The sequence below is a fragment of the Maritimibacter alkaliphilus HTCC2654 genome, from assembly GCF_000152805.1.
In the GTDB taxonomy this organism is placed as follows: Bacteria; Pseudomonadota; Alphaproteobacteria; order Rhodobacterales; family Rhodobacteraceae; genus Maritimibacter; species Maritimibacter alkaliphilus.
The window spans coordinates 143,710-156,643 of sequence record NZ_CH902578.1; the positions used below are offsets into that span (position 1 = coordinate 143,710).

General features: G+C 65.2%; 15 protein-coding genes. 13 read left to right on the forward strand and 2 right to left on the reverse strand.

Going from position 1 to position 12,934, the window contains the following annotated elements:
• On the reverse strand, positions 1-1,080 hold a 1,080-nt coding region (gene serS / locus RB2654_RS01785; RefSeq protein ID WP_008328012.1), incomplete at its 3' end, for a serine--tRNA ligase.
• A gap of 315 nt (positions 1,081-1,395) precedes the next feature.
• Here serS and RB2654_RS01790 point away from each other — a divergent pair.
• Entirely contained in the window at positions 1,396-2,517 is a 1,122-nt protein-coding gene (locus RB2654_RS01790; RefSeq protein ID WP_008328014.1) for a GNAT family N-acetyltransferase, read from the forward strand.
• Positions 2,518-2,607: 90 nt separating this feature from the next.
• The gene (locus RB2654_RS01795; protein WP_008328016.1) at positions 2,608-3,732 is read left to right on the forward strand and encodes a cobalamin-independent methionine synthase II family protein; all 1,125 of its coding nucleotides are present in this window, start codon (positions 2,608-2,610) and stop codon (positions 3,730-3,732) included.
• 116 nt (positions 3,733-3,848) lie between these two features.
• Here RB2654_RS01795 and RB2654_RS01800 read toward each other — a convergent pair whose 3' ends face one another.
• Positions 3,849-4,640 (reverse strand): TIGR00266 family protein, encoded by a 792-nt coding sequence (locus tag RB2654_RS01800; protein WP_008328018.1) that lies wholly within the window; start codon positions 4,638-4,640, stop codon positions 3,849-3,851.
• A 295-nt stretch (positions 4,641-4,935) separates the two neighbouring features.
• On the opposite strand from RB2654_RS01800, the gene yajC reads away from it, so the two are divergent.
• The 11 genes from yajC (at position 4,936) to RB2654_RS22205 (ending at position 12,910) form a co-directional block, all read left to right on the forward strand.
• Positions 4,936-5,229: a preprotein translocase subunit YajC gene (gene yajC, locus RB2654_RS01805; RefSeq protein ID WP_040885374.1), complete on the forward strand. Its 294-nt coding sequence runs from the start codon at positions 4,936-4,938 to the stop codon at positions 5,227-5,229.
• Between the two features lie 45 nt (positions 5,230-5,274).
• Complete coding sequence (gene secD / locus RB2654_RS01810; RefSeq protein ID WP_008328020.1) at positions 5,275-6,942, forward strand: protein translocase subunit SecD; 1,668 nt, start codon at positions 5,275-5,277, stop codon at positions 6,940-6,942.
• 1 nt (position 6,943) lies between these two features.
• Positions 6,944-7,912 carry a protein translocase subunit SecF gene (secF, locus tag RB2654_RS01815; RefSeq protein WP_008328021.1) on the forward strand — a complete coding sequence of 323 codons (969 nt, stop codon included), beginning with the start codon at positions 6,944-6,946 and terminating at the stop codon, positions 7,910-7,912.
• Position 7,913: 1 nt separating this feature from the next.
• Positions 7,914-8,657 (forward strand): sulfite exporter TauE/SafE family protein, encoded by a 744-nt coding sequence (locus tag RB2654_RS01820; RefSeq protein ID WP_008328022.1) that lies wholly within the window; start codon positions 7,914-7,916, stop codon positions 8,655-8,657.
• A 101-nt stretch (positions 8,658-8,758) separates the two neighbouring features.
• Complete coding sequence (locus RB2654_RS01825; protein WP_008328023.1) at positions 8,759-9,112, forward strand: Mth938-like domain-containing protein; 354 nt, start codon at positions 8,759-8,761, stop codon at positions 9,110-9,112.
• On the forward strand, positions 9,112-9,735 hold the full coding sequence (gene ccmA, locus RB2654_RS01830; protein ID WP_008328024.1) for a heme ABC exporter ATP-binding protein CcmA: 624 nt from the start codon (positions 9,112-9,114) through the stop codon (positions 9,733-9,735). Before RB2654_RS01825 ends, ccmA begins: the two co-directional genes overlap by 1 nt.
• Complete coding sequence (ccmB, locus tag RB2654_RS01835) at positions 9,732-10,388, forward strand: heme exporter protein CcmB (protein WP_008328025.1); 657 nt, start codon at positions 9,732-9,734, stop codon at positions 10,386-10,388. Before ccmA ends, ccmB begins: the two co-directional genes overlap by 4 nt.
• A gap of 52 nt (positions 10,389-10,440) precedes the next feature.
• Positions 10,441-11,214, forward strand: coding sequence for a heme ABC transporter permease (locus RB2654_RS01840; RefSeq protein ID WP_008328033.1), 774 nt, complete (start codon positions 10,441-10,443; stop codon positions 11,212-11,214).
• Positions 11,207-11,359 carry a heme exporter protein CcmD gene (gene ccmD / locus RB2654_RS01845; RefSeq protein ID WP_008328034.1) on the forward strand — a complete coding sequence of 51 codons (153 nt, stop codon included), beginning with the start codon at positions 11,207-11,209 and terminating at the stop codon, positions 11,357-11,359. Before RB2654_RS01840 ends, ccmD begins: the two co-directional genes overlap by 8 nt.
• Before the next feature lies 1 nt (position 11,360).
• Positions 11,361-11,882, forward strand: a complete 522-nt coding sequence (locus RB2654_RS01850; protein WP_008328036.1) for a DsbE family thiol:disulfide interchange protein — start codon at positions 11,361-11,363, stop codon at positions 11,880-11,882.
• Between the two features lie 176 nt (positions 11,883-12,058).
• The gene (locus RB2654_RS22205; RefSeq protein ID WP_050771925.1) at positions 12,059-12,910 is read left to right on the forward strand and encodes an SMP-30/gluconolactonase/LRE family protein; all 852 of its coding nucleotides are present in this window, start codon (positions 12,059-12,061) and stop codon (positions 12,908-12,910) included.
• Positions 12,911-12,934: the final 24 nt, after the last annotated feature.

Sequence of the window (12,934 nt, forward strand, 5' to 3'; positions counted from 1 at the left end):
CTGAAAATCCCCGGTGGTCGAGACCGAGGAAATCTCGCGATAGGTATCCTGACCCGGCAGCCAGACTTCGATGTCATGGGTGCGGCGCGCACCGAACCCGATGTCGCCGGTGCAGAGCTTCACCGTGCGGTAGGGCAGGCCGAGACGTTCGAGAATGTCTTCGGCGCAGCGGGTCATCCGATCATGTTCGGCCTCGCTCTCGTCCGGCTTGGTGATCGACACCATCTCGACCTTCTCGAACTGGTGCTGGCGCAGCATGCCTGCCGTGTCCTTGCCCGCCGACCCGGCCTCGGACCGGAAGCACTGGGTGTGCGCCACGTAGCGGCGGGGCAGATAATCGGCCGAGATCGTCGCGCCGTTCACGATGTTGGTCAGCGTCACCTCGGCGGTCGGGATCAGCCACCAGCCGTTCGTGGTCTTGTAGCTGTCCTCACCGAATTTCGGCAGTTGCCCGGTGCCATACATCATCTCTTCGCGCACCAGCACGGGGGTGATCGTCTCGGTCAGCCCGTTCTCGTCGACATGGGTGTCGAGCATGAACTGCGCAAGCGCCCGGTGCAGCCGCGCGACAGCGCCCGACAGCACCACGAAACGCGAGCCGGAGAGTTTGGCGGCGGTCTCGAAATCGAGCCCGTCCTGCACGGCGGCAAGGTCGTAATGCTCCTTGGGCGCAAAATCGAACACCCGAGGCGTGCCCCAGCGGCGGATCTCGACGTTGTCGTCCTCGTCCGCCCCATCGGGCACGTCGTCGGCGATGACGTTGGGCAGGGTCATGAGAAGCTGGGTCAGCTCCTCATCTTTGGCTTTGGCTTCGTCGTTCAGCGCTGCAATGTGCTGTTTCTTCTCGGCCACCTCGGCGCGCAGGCGCTCGAATTCCGCCTCGTCGCCGGAGGCTTTCGCGGCCCCGATCGCCTTGGCCGCCTTGTTGGCCTCGGCCTGCTCGGTCTCGGCTTTCAGGATCGCGGCCCGGCGCGCCTCGTCGATGGCCAAAACCTCGGCCGACACACCGGACAACCCGCGACGCGCCATGGCGGCGTCGAAAGCTTCGGGATTGTCGCGGATGGTGCGAATGTCGTGCATCTTGGGCGGTCCTTGTCTGCGTTCGGCGTGGTTATGCCCGAAGCCGTGGCGGGACGCAAAGGGCGAAAGCACCGCTGGGAGGGCCGCATTCGCCGCGCTTCGGAGATGCGCCCCAAGGTGTCGCGCCGAACACCGCTCGCCGGGATGCGGGATCGCGGCGGGCCGGGTGGGAGAGGGGCCGGTCGCCGCGCGCACCGGGATACCCCCGGCCTTTGGGGTGTGCCCATGTTCACCTTAATTTTTCCATGGAAAGGTCCGGTCCGGCGTGCATATGTGCGCGGGTCCGGTAACGAAGCCCCGACGAAAGCGCAGTAAATGGTATCCGAGCAGGTTCACATCGTCACCCAGTCTGAGGTCACGCCCGAAGCGTGGGATGGCGTCCTATCCGCGCCGTGGCGCAGCCCGAAGCTGCTCTTCGCCTGGGCCAAGGCGATGGCCGCGCATTACAGCCGGATCGGCGCGCTCACGGTCGTGGTGGTCGGGCCGCTCAGTGAACCCAAGGCGCTGCTCGCCATGACGGTCGACAAGGGCTTCGTGCAGCGGCATCACTTCGTCGCGAATGACGATGGCGGCCTTCCGGTCCCGCGTCGAGATGACAGCGTTCTTCCGGCACTCGCCAAGGGCCTCATCGGGCTCGGGAAACGGGCCGATCTGGGCTATTACCCCATCGAAGACCCGTTCATCGGCGAGGTGCAGAAGGCGGCGCAGGGCAAGGCCAAGGTCGTGGTGCGGACCAAGGTCATTCCGGCGGCCCCCTGGCTCGACCTCAATGAAAGCTGGTCCGAACCCACCAACAACCTGCGCCGCAACATGCGGCAGTCGATCCGGCGCAACGAGCGGCGGATGCGGGAACTGGGCGAGGTGACGGTCGATTTCCTCGAACCCGCGACCGGGGCGGTGGACGGCCTGCTGGACACCGCGGTCGCGGTCGAGGCGAAAAGCTGGAAGGAACGCACCGGCACGGCCCTGACCCATGACCATCGGCAACAGGCATTCTTTCGGGACTATGCCAAGGTGGTGGCGGGCGAGGGGCGTCTGCACGTCGCCTTCCTCCGGCTCGACGGCAAGGCGATCGCCATGAGCATCGGCGAGATCCGCGACAACGTCTTTTGGGCCTACAAGATCGGATATGACGAAGCCGTTGCCAAATACGGCCCCGGTGCGCTCATGCAATACTACCTGATCGGGCATCTGGCGGGCCGTGGCATCCAGCGGATCGAGATGCAGGGACACCTTCTGGAATACAAGAAGAACTGGACCGACAAGGCCATCGATACCGTCGCCGTGCGCATCTATCCCTATAATCCGCGGGGGGTCGCGGCGATGGGATACGACGCCATGCGACAGTTCGCGAAACGGCGCGAGGCGCGGCAGGAGGCGGCGGCGCGAGCGTCCAAATCCGCGGCGGCGAAGGCGGACGCGGACCGGGACGCCTAGAGGGGCCCGCCCGGCGCGTATCCGGTTGTTTTTCGCCCGTCGCGGTGGTCTGGTGTGTCGGCACGATCAGAACAGGGACGGAGCCAGACCATGACCATCGAAACCACCCATGTCGGAAGCCTGCCGCGTGGTGACGCGCTGTCGGCGCTGCTCATCGCCAAGGACAAGGGCGAGGCATACGACGCCGAGGCATTCGAGGCGACGGTGGAAGAGGCCATTCGCGACGCGATCCGCCATCAGCGCGAGGCGGGCGTTTCGATCGTGTCGGACGGCGAGTTGGGCAAGGTCGGCTATTCGACCTACATGCAGGAACGCCTGTCGGGCTTCGGCGGCCACATCGACCGCAAACCGGCCAAGGATCTGGCGGCGCACCCGAATCTGGCCAAGAAACTGAGTGCCATAATGGGCTCGCAGGAATTCACGCGGGCGTCCTGCATCGGTGAAGTGAAGCTGGTGGACCTGCAACCGGCGCTGGATGATATCCGGCGGTTCAAAGAGGCGCTGGGGGCCGAGGCCGACACGGGCCGCGCCTTCATGAACGCCGCGTCTCCGGGGCTCATCACCGCGTTTCAGGTGAACAAGTATTACCCGTCGCACGAGGCCTATCTGGCCGATCTGGCCGCCGCCATGCGCCCCGAATACGAGGCTATTCTGGACGCGGGCTTCGACATTCAGTTCGACTGCCCCGACCTCGCCATGTCGGCCCACACCGGGTATCAGGATATGGATCAGGAGGAATTCGTGAAAGTGGCCGCCGCCAATGTCGAGGCGCTGAACGCCGCGACGGAAGGTTTGCCGAAGGACCGGATGCGGATGCACCTGTGCTGGGGCAACTACGAAGGCCCGCATGACCATGATATCCCACTGGAAAAAGTGATCGACGTGGTGCTGTCGGCGAACCCCTCGACCATCCTGTTCGAAAGCGCGAACCCCTGTCACGAACACGAATGGACCGTCTGGCGCGACGCCGATATTCCCGACGACAAGGTGCTGGCGCCGGGCGTGATCGACACCTGTTCGAACTACGTCGAACACCCCGAACTGGTGGCGCAGCGTCTTGGCCGGTTCATCGACATCGTGGGCGAAGACCGCGTGATCGCCTCCACCGACTGCGGCTTCGGCACCTTCGCGGGCTACGGCAAGATCGACCCGGAGGTGACGTGGAAGAAGCTGCGGAATTTGCGGCAGGGCGCGGATATCGCCTCGGCACGGTAAGGGGCGGATGCCCCGTCAATCCTTGTTTGGCGCATGGCAATTCCATGCGCCATTCATATGATACCCATGTGAGTCCGGTGCAGGGCCGCAGCCGTGACTGGTTGCGATCTCTGCCCTCACCGATCCCCGAACATGTCGCCCAATCCGCCCAGCACCGAGCCTTCGCCCTTCTTGTTGCCTAGGCCGGGACCGGCGGCGCGTAGGACGCGGTCGGCGAGGCGGGAGAAGGGGAGGGACTGGAGATAGACGGTGCCCGGCCCGCGCAGGGTGGCGAGGAAGATGCCTTCGCCGCCGAAGATCATCGACTTGAGGTTGCCCGCGCGTTCGATGTCGTAGTTCACGCTGCCGGTCATGGCCGCCAGGCACCCGGTGTCGACGCGCAGCACTTCGCCCGGGGCCAATTCGCGTTTGATGACGGTGCCGCCGACGTGGATGAAGGCCATGCCGTCGCCGTTCAGGCGCTGGAGGATGAAGCCTTCGCCGCCGAAAAAGCCCGCGCCCAGCTTGCGCTGAAACGCGATGTCGGTCGTGGTGCCGAAGGCCGCGCAGAGGAAGGCGTCTTTCTGGCAGATGAGTTCGCCCCCCATCTCGGCCATGTCCACCGGGATGATCTTGCCGGGATAGGGTGCCGCGAAGGCCACGCGCTTCTTGCCCTGACCGTTGTTGGTGAAGTGGGTCATGAAGATCGACTCGCCGGTCAGCACGCGTTTGCCCACGTTCAGGAGCGAATCCATGATGCCGCCCGAGGGGCGCGCGCCGTCGCCCATGCGGGTCTCAAACCCGATGCCGTCGTCCATGTAGTTCATGGCGCCCGCCTCGGCGATGACGGTCTCGGCCGGGTCGAGTTCCACTTCGACGATCTGCATGTCGTCACCGAATATTTCATAATCAACTTCATGGCATTGCATCGGGCGTCTCCCTTGGAAATCTGGTGGTCTGGAATTGGCGAAAGCCTAGCCGGGACGGTGTGACGATGCCAGATGGAATGGGCCTGTCGCCGCCGACGGCCCGGTCACGGTTCGGGCCTTTGCGCCCGCCTGCCCATTGCTTGCCATCACCCGGACGCCCATATAGGGTCCGCGCCAGCCAAAAGGGGCCGAACGGTCCCGCCTATGACAGGGCCGATCCGCCCAACAGACAAGGGACCAATCTATGCTCGTTTCGCCCGCATTCGCGCAGGCCGCCGCCCCCGCCGGGGGCCTCATGAACTCCATGCTCATCCCGATGGTGCTGGTGTTCGGCATCATGTATTTCTTCCTGATCCGCCCGCAGCAGAAGAAGGTGAAGGAAGACCAGAAGATGCGCGAGGCGCTGCGCCGGGGCGATCAGGTGGTCACGCAGGGCGGGATCATCGGCAAGGTGTCGAAGGTCAAGGAAGGCGAAGAGGTCGAGGTCGAGATCGCCGAGGGCGTCAAGGTCCGCGTGACCAAGGCCGCGATCCTTCAGGTCGTGTCCAAGACCGAACCGGCGGCCGAACCGAAAAGCGCCAAGAGCTGATCGCGCTGAAACCACACGCAACATGACCGGCAGGGCAGGGGCCAGATGCTGAATATCTCCATCTTCAAGCGGGTCGTCATCATCCTCGTGGTGGTGACGGGGCTGGCCTATGCCATGCCGAACCTGTTTTATCCGCGGGTCGAGACCCATAACGACGCGGTCACGGCGATCGAACAGGCGGGCGGCGAAGCGACGCCGGAACTCGCCGCAGATCGCAGCGCCTGGCCGGGTTGGCTGCCGTCGAACCTCGTCAATCTCGGTCTGGACCTTCGGGGCGGGGCGCATCTTTTGGCCGAAGTGCAGGTCGAGGACGTCTACAAGCAGCGGATGGATTCGATCTGGCAGGAGGTGTTTCCGGTCCTGCGCGACGCGCGCGACATTGTGGGCACCATCCGCCGGGTGCCGACCGAGGACGGGACGCTTCGGGTCAAGATCGGGGATACCACGCATATCGACGATGCCGCCCAGCTCGTGCGCGCGCTGGCGACGCCGGTCGTGACGATCACCGGCACCGGGTCGACCAACTTCACGGTCGATGTCGAGGGCGACGAGATCGTCGTGGCCCTGTCCGAGGCCGAGAAACTGGCCACCGACGACCGCACCATCCAGCAATCGCTGGAGATCATTCGCCGCCGGGTGGACGAGGTCGGCACACGCGAGCCGACGATCCAGCGGCAGGGCGAGGATCGCATCCTCATTCAGGTGCCGGGTCTGGGGTCCGCCGACGAGCTCAAAGCGCTGATCGGCACCACCGCACAGCTCACCTTCCAGCCGGTCGTCAGCCGCACGACGAACCCCGATCAGGCACCGGGGCCGAACAATGTGCTTTATCCGTCGGTGGACGAAGAGGGCGTTTACTACGTGCTCGAAGACGTGCCGGTCGTGACCGGCGAAGACCTCGTCGATGCGCAGCCGAGTTTCGACACCAACGGGCGGCCCGCCGTCAACTTCCGGTTCAATCCGCATGGCGCGCGCCTGTTCGGGGACTATACCGCCGAGAACGTGGGCAGCCCTTTCGCCATCGTGCTGGACAGCGAGGTCATTTCGGCCCCGCGCATCAACGAACACATTCCGGGTGGCTCCGGTATCATCACCGGGAATTTCACGGTCGAGGAATCGACCAACCTTGCCGTGCTCCTGCGCGCCGGCGCCTTGCCCGCCGAGATGACGTTCCTCGAAGAACGGACCATCGGGCCGGAACTGGGCGCCGACAGCATCGCGGCGGGTGAGATCGCCTCGCTCGTCGCGTTCGCGGGTGTCCTTGTCTTCATGGCGCTGAGTTACGGCTGGTTCGGCATGATCGCCAACGTGGCGCTCATCCTGAACGTCGCCATGCTCTTCGGCCTGCTCTCCGCCATCGGCGCGACGCTGACGCTGCCGGGCATCGCCGGGATCGTGCTGACCATCGGTATGGCGGTCGACGCGAACGTGCTGGTGTTCGAGCGGATCCGCGAGGAGCTTAAGAACAAGCGCGGGCCTGCGCGTGCCATCGACCTCGGGTATGAAAAGGCGCTGTCGGCCATCATCGACGCCAACATCACCACGTTCCTGACCGCGGGCATCCTGTTCATCATGGGCTCCGGTCCGGTTCGCGGCTTCGCCGTCACCCTTGGCCTCGGCCTGATTACATCGGTCTTCACCGCGATCTTCGTGACGCGCCTGATGGTCGTGATCTGGTTCGAACGCCGTCGTCCGAAAACGCTGGAGGTCTGAGATGCGTTTGTCTCTGGTTCCGAAGGAAACGAATGTCGATTTCTTCTCGCGCTCGTGGCTCTCGCTCGGGCTGTCCGGCGCGCTCATGGTCATATCCATCGTGGCCTTTCTGGTCTTCGGCCTGAACTTCGGGATCGATTTCCGGGGCGGCACGTCGATCCGCACGCAAAGTACCGAGGCCGTCGATGTCGGCGCCTACCGCGACGCCATCGCCCCGCTTGGGCTTGGCGATGTCGCGATTTCCGAGGTGTTCGATCCGTCCTTCGGACCGGACGAGAACGTCGCGATGGTGCGTATCCAGTCGCAGGACGGGGACGAGGCGATTTCGGTCGAGACCATTCAGGCGGTCGAAGACGCGCTGACGGCCTACGACCCGAACATCACTTTCCCCAGCGTGGAAAGCGTGGGGCCGAAGGTGTCGGGCGAATTGATCTGGACCGCCATCGAAGCGGTGGCCGCCGCCATGGCGACGGTGCTGATCTATATCTGGCTCAGGTTCGAATGGCAGTTCTCGCTGGGCGCGGTCGCCGCGCTCATCCATGACGTGACGCTGACCATCGGGGTGTTTTCGCTGTTCCAGATCCAGTTCGGCCTGCCGATCATCGCGGCGCTTCTGACCATCGTCGGCTATTCGCTGAACGATACGGTGGTCGTCTTCGACCGGGTGCGCGAGAATCTGCGGCGCTTCAAGAAGCTCGACCTGAAGGAAGTGCTGAACCTGTCGATCAACGAAACCCTGAGCCGGACGATGATGACCTCGGTCACGACGCTGATCGCGCTGATCGCGCTTTTCGTGCTGGGCGGCGACGTGATCCGCAACTTCGTCTTCGCGATGATCTGGGGCGTCGTGGTCGGCACTTATTCCTCGGTCTTCGTGGCCTCGGCCATCCTGCTGCGCCTTGGGGTGAAGCGGGACTGGACCAAGCCTGACGCCGAAGCGGGCACGCAGTTCGGCAACTCAGAGACCTGAGGTGATCGAACAGGCGCTGGCCACACCGGGTCTCGCGTGGCTGGCGGTGACGTTCGTGTTCGCGGGTGTCGTGCGCGGGTTCTCGGGCTTCGGCACGGCGCTGATCTTCATGCCTGTGGGCGCGATCTTCCTCCCGGTGTCGACCGCGATCGTCGTCGTGACGATCACGGGCGTCGTGACCTGGGTGCTGATCGTACCACGTGCGTTTCGCGAGGCGGACAAGGCCGAGGTCGGCGTTCTGGCCCTTGCAGCCGTGGCGGCCGCACCCCTCGGCGTCTGGATGCTGACATGGCTCGACCGCGAGGTCTTGCGCTGGACAGTCGCGGTGGTGGCGACCGTGACGCTTGCGGCGCTCGTTTCCGGCTGGCGTTTCGGCGGGCGGGTGCGCTGGCCCGGTCTGGGCGCCATCGGTGCGACCGCCGGTGTGCTGGGTGGCACCACGGGGCTGACCGGGCCCCCGGTGATCCTGTTCTATCTCGCCGGCCCCTCGGGTGCGGCCAAGGTACGCGCCAACACGATCCTGTTTCTCGCCTGTCTCGACATCGGCATCATCGTGAACCTGCTGGCGCGTGGGCTGGTCGGCTGGGCCGAAGTCACGTTGGCCGCGGTGCTGGCGGTGCCCTATGCGCTCGGCATCGCGCTTGGGCAATGGGCGTTTCGTCCCGAGGCCGAGCGCGGGTTTCGCGCCGTCGCCTATGGTGTGATCGGGCTGGCCATCGTCACCGGCCTGCCACTCTTCGACTGATCGGTCATTTCTTAGCGGTGCGTGTAGGGTTCGGGGCATCGGTTTCCACCTCGCCTGCGGTGGGTCTTTTCCCGGCTGCGCGAACGGGTTAGGAAACGGCCATGCAGATGCACGAAATCACATATGGTCAGGCCATGCCGGTCGAAAGCTACGGGCCGGGGTTCTTCCGGGTTGCGGGCGACGTGATCCGGGGGCCGATGCTGGCCACGGGAAAGCGCGCGGTGAGCTGGGGCGGGTTGGACGATGTCGACGCGCTGCTCGCGCTCGCCGCCGATGTCGACGTGCTGTTTCTGGGCATGGGGCCGGAGATGGCCTTCGCGCCCAAGGACATGCAAAGCGCCCTCGAGGCCGCCGGGATCGGCGTCGAGGCGATGGCCACCCCGGCCGCCTGCCGGACCTACAACATCACGCTGTCCGAAGGCCGACGCGTGGCGCTTGCGGTATTGCCCGTCTGATGGAGCTTATCGTCCGCGACCTCACGGTGGCGCGCGGCGGCGTGCCGGTGCTGGAGGGGCTGGGCTTCACGCTCGGGGCGGGCGAGGTGCTGGTCCTGCGCGGGCCGAACGGGTCGGGCAAGACGACGCTTCTACGCACACTGGCCGGATTGCAGCCCGCCGTGGCCGGTGAGGTCAGCCTGCCGCCCGAAGCGATTGCCTATGGTGCCCATGCGGATGGGTTGAAGGCGCAGCTTTCGGTGGCCGAGAACCTTGCCTTCTGGGCCAGCGTCTATGCCACCGGCGATATCGAGGATGCGCTGACTCGGATGAACCTTCTGGGGCTGCGCGACCGGCCTGCCGCGAACTTGTCTGCGGGGCAGAAACGGCGGCTGGGTCTGGCGCGGCTTCTCGTCACCGGGCGGCCGATCTGGCTTCTGGATGAACCGACGGTGTCGCTCGACACAGCCTCGGTCGCGCTCTTCGCGTCCTGTGTGCGCGCGCATGTTGCGGGCGGCGGGGCGGCCCTGATCGCGACCCATATCGACCTTGGGCTCGAAGCCGGGATTTTCGACGTGACGCCGTTCAAGGCCGATCCGACCCGCGCGGCGGAACCCGGTTCATTCGACGAGGCGTTCCTGTGATCGCGCTTCTCATCCGCGATCTGCGCCTGTCGGTGCGGGCGGGGGGCGGTTTCGGCCTTGGGCTTGCCTTCTTCCTGATCGTGACGGTGCTCGTCCCCTTCGGCGTTGGGCCGGAGGCCGAGATCCTCGGCCGGATCGCGCCGGGTATCCTATGGGTCGGCGCCCTGCTTGCCTGCCTTCTGTCGCTCGACCGCATCTTCCAGCTTGATTTCGAGGACGGATCGCTCGACCTGCTCGCCACCGCGCCGCTGCCGATGGAGGGGGCGGTGGTGATGAAGGCGGTCGCGCACTGGCTGGTGACCGGACTGCCCCTGACCCTGGCCGCGCCTGTTTTCGGCGGGCTGATGTCGATGCCAGCGGGCGGGGCGTGGTGGATGTTCGTCACGCTTCTGATCGGCACCCCCGCGCTCAGCATGATCGGAGCCTTCGGCGCGGCTCTGACCGTGGGACTGAAACGGGGCGGGCTGCTCCTGTCGCTGCTCGTCCTGCCGCTTTACGTGCCCACGCTGATCTTCGGGGCCGAGGCGGCGGCGCGCGGGATCGGCGGCTTCGACGCCTCGACACCGCTTCTGATGGTCGCGGGGATCACGGCGGGGAGCATCGCGCTCCTCCCTTTCGCGGCGGCTGCGGCATTGCGTATCAATCTGCGGTGAGGGACACGGGTTTTTCTTGCCCGATTGGCCCATCACACATAGGACAATTCGCATGGATAACGTGCGCACGAAACAGGCGAGAGACGGGTGGAACTGGCTTTGGGCCTGGGCCAACCCGGTCAAGTTCATGGCCCTGTCCGGCAAGGCGCTGCCTTGGGTGATCGGGCTGACGATCCTCACGCTGGCGGTCGGGCTGATCTGGGGCTTTTTCTTCACGCCCGAGGCGGTGAATTTCGGCTCGTCGGTCAAGATCATCTATGTCCACGTGCCAAGCGCGATGATGGCGATCAATATCTGGGTGATGATGCTGGTGGCCTCGCTCATCTGGCTCATCCGCCGCCATCACGTCAGCGCGCTGGCCGCCAAGGCCGCCGCCCTCGTGGGCGTCGTGATGACGATCATCGCGCTTCTCACCGGGGCGATCTGGGGCGAGCCGATGTGGGGCACCTACTGGGCGTGGGATCCGCGCCTGACCTCGTTCCTCGTCCTGTTCCTGTTCTACCTCGGCTACATGGCGCTTTGGGCCGCGATCGAAGACCCGGACACCGCCGCCGACCTCACGAGCGTTCTGGCTATCGTGGGCAGCGTCTTCGCGCTTCTCAGCCGCTATGCGGTGAACTTCTGGAATCAGGGCCTGCATCAGGGGGCGTCCCTGTCGCTCGACAAGGAAGAGAACGTCTCGGACGTTTACTGGCAGCCGCTGGTGATCTGCCTGACGGGTTTCGTTCTGTTGTTCATCGCGCTTCTCTTGGTGCGCACACGGACCGAGGTGCGCAAGCGGCGCATTCATGCGCTGGAGATGCGGGAGAGGATGTCGGATGCCTGATCTGGGAAAATACGCGGGCGCGATCCTGACCTCATGGGCCGCGACGATCCTGCTCGTGGCTCTGGTCATCGCGGTCAGCTGGTGGCAGTCCGCACGCGTGAAAAAGAAGCTCGAAGCCGCCGAGGCGCGGCGCAAGGGAGCCTGACATGAAACCCCTCATGATCCTGCCGCCGGTGGTCTTCGCCGGGCTGGCACTGATGTTCTACTTCGGCATGAACCGGGGCGACGATCAGTTGGCATCCACCCGCGAAGGCGGGCCGGTGCCCGCGCTGACGGTGGCCGAGTTCCCCGGTGAGCCCGGCTTCACGGTCGAAGAGCTGGCCGATGGCGAGGTGAAGCTGGTGAACTTCTGGGCCAGTTGGTGCGCGCCGTGCCGGGCCGAGCACGAATACCTCATGGCCTTCGCCGAGGAAGGCATCCCGATCTACGGCATCAACTACAAGGACGAGCCCGCGAACGGGCGCAAGTTTTTGGATGACCTCGGCAATCCCTTTACTGCGGTCGTATCGGACGAAAGCGGGCGCACCGGGATCGACTGGGGCCTTTACGGTGTGCCGGAGACCTTCGTGGTCGATGGCGATGGCGTGATCGTCAAACGCTTCGCAGGGCCGATCACCGGGGCGATCCCCGACACGGTCATCCGCCCCGCGATCGACGCCGCGCGCTAGGCTTCGCCGCACGATCCGGTGGCGGGCTGTCTGCCGCCTCCAACATCTCCCCAATGATGTTTCCACTCCGTGGTCCGCGCGGTGACGAAGGCGGATTGCCGCCGTCTATATCTGATATTGGTAGGCAGGCGACCGCGATGGGCGCAGCGTGAGTGCGGAGATCACGGGAGGATTCCATGAAGTATGTCATTGCAACCATCGGTATCGGATGCGCGGGCGCGGCCATGGCCGCGAGCCACGGGGGCGGCTGGACGCTCGAGGGGTTCGAAACCCCCGAGTCGGCCTATTACGAGGCAGGGTCGGACCAGATCGTCGTGTCGAACATCGCGACCTTCGGGCCGGACGGGCAGATGGACGGGTATCTGTCGCTGGTCACGCCGGACGGTGAAATGAAGCAGAAGGACTGGGTCACGGGGCTGATGGACCCCAAGGGCATGGCCTCGATGGACGGCAAGCTCTACGTCGCGGATGCGATGGGGCTGCATGTCGTGGATATCGCGAGCGGGACCGTGGACGAGACCATCACGCTCGAAGGCGCGATGTTTCCCAACGATGTGGCGATCGGGCCGGATGGCGCGGTCTATGTCACCGACATGTTCGGCGGGGCGGTCTTTCGCGTGATGGACGGAAGCGCCGAAGCCTTCGTCCCCGCGGGCTCCTTGGACCTGCCTAACGGGATCTGGGCGCAGGAGGATCGGCTGGTCGTCGGTTCGATGGGGAAGGAATGGCTGATGGATCAGGGCCGGATCGAGGGGAAGGGGCAGCTTTACGCCGTCACCTACGACAGCGCCGAAATGACCACGCTGCCGGGCGCCGAGGAAACCGGGGCCATCGACGGGATCGTGGAGATCGGCGGCAAGCTGATCTATTCGGACAACCCGACAGGCGAGATCGTCGCCTATGACGGGGCTGGGCTGGAAACGCTGACCACGACCGAGGCCGGGGCGGGCGACATCGGCATGATGGGCCAGATGGTGCTGGTGCCGTTCTTGCAGGGCGGCAAGATCATGGCGGTGCCCGTGGAGTGAGTTTTCGACCGGGCTGGCGCCCGG

Excerpts from the sequence above, each read along its gene's own strand:
- secD (WP_008328020.1), top strand. The coding sequence starts at position 5,275 with ATGCTGAATATCTCCATCTTCAAGCGGGTCGTCATCATCCTCGTGGTG.
- yajC (WP_040885374.1), top strand. The coding sequence starts at position 4,936 with ATGAACTCCATGCTCATCCCGATGGTGCTGGTGTTCGGCATCATGTAT.
- ccmD (WP_008328034.1), top strand. The coding sequence starts at position 11,207 with ATGCCTGATCTGGGAAAATACGCGGGCGCGATCCTGACCTCATGGGCC.
- RB2654_RS01795 (WP_008328016.1), top strand. The coding sequence starts at position 2,608 with ATGACCATCGAAACCACCCATGTCGGAAGCCTGCCGCGTGGTGACGCG.
- secF (WP_008328021.1), top strand. The coding sequence starts at position 6,944 with ATGCGTTTGTCTCTGGTTCCGAAGGAAACGAATGTCGATTTCTTCTCG.
- RB2654_RS01790 (WP_008328014.1), top strand. The coding sequence starts at position 1,396 with ATGGTATCCGAGCAGGTTCACATCGTCACCCAGTCTGAGGTCACGCCC.
- RB2654_RS01800 (WP_008328018.1), bottom strand. The coding sequence starts at position 4,640 with ATGCAATGCCATGAAGTTGATTATGAAATATTCGGTGACGACATGCAG.
- RB2654_RS22205 (WP_050771925.1), top strand. The coding sequence starts at position 12,059 with ATGAAGTATGTCATTGCAACCATCGGTATCGGATGCGCGGGCGCGGCC.
- RB2654_RS01840 (WP_008328033.1), top strand. The coding sequence starts at position 10,441 with ATGGATAACGTGCGCACGAAACAGGCGAGAGACGGGTGGAACTGGCTT.
- RB2654_RS01825 (WP_008328023.1), top strand. The coding sequence starts at position 8,759 with ATGCAGATGCACGAAATCACATATGGTCAGGCCATGCCGGTCGAAAGC.
- ccmA (WP_008328024.1), top strand. The coding sequence starts at position 9,112 with ATGGAGCTTATCGTCCGCGACCTCACGGTGGCGCGCGGCGGCGTGCCG.
- RB2654_RS01850 (WP_008328036.1), top strand. The coding sequence starts at position 11,361 with ATGAAACCCCTCATGATCCTGCCGCCGGTGGTCTTCGCCGGGCTGGCA.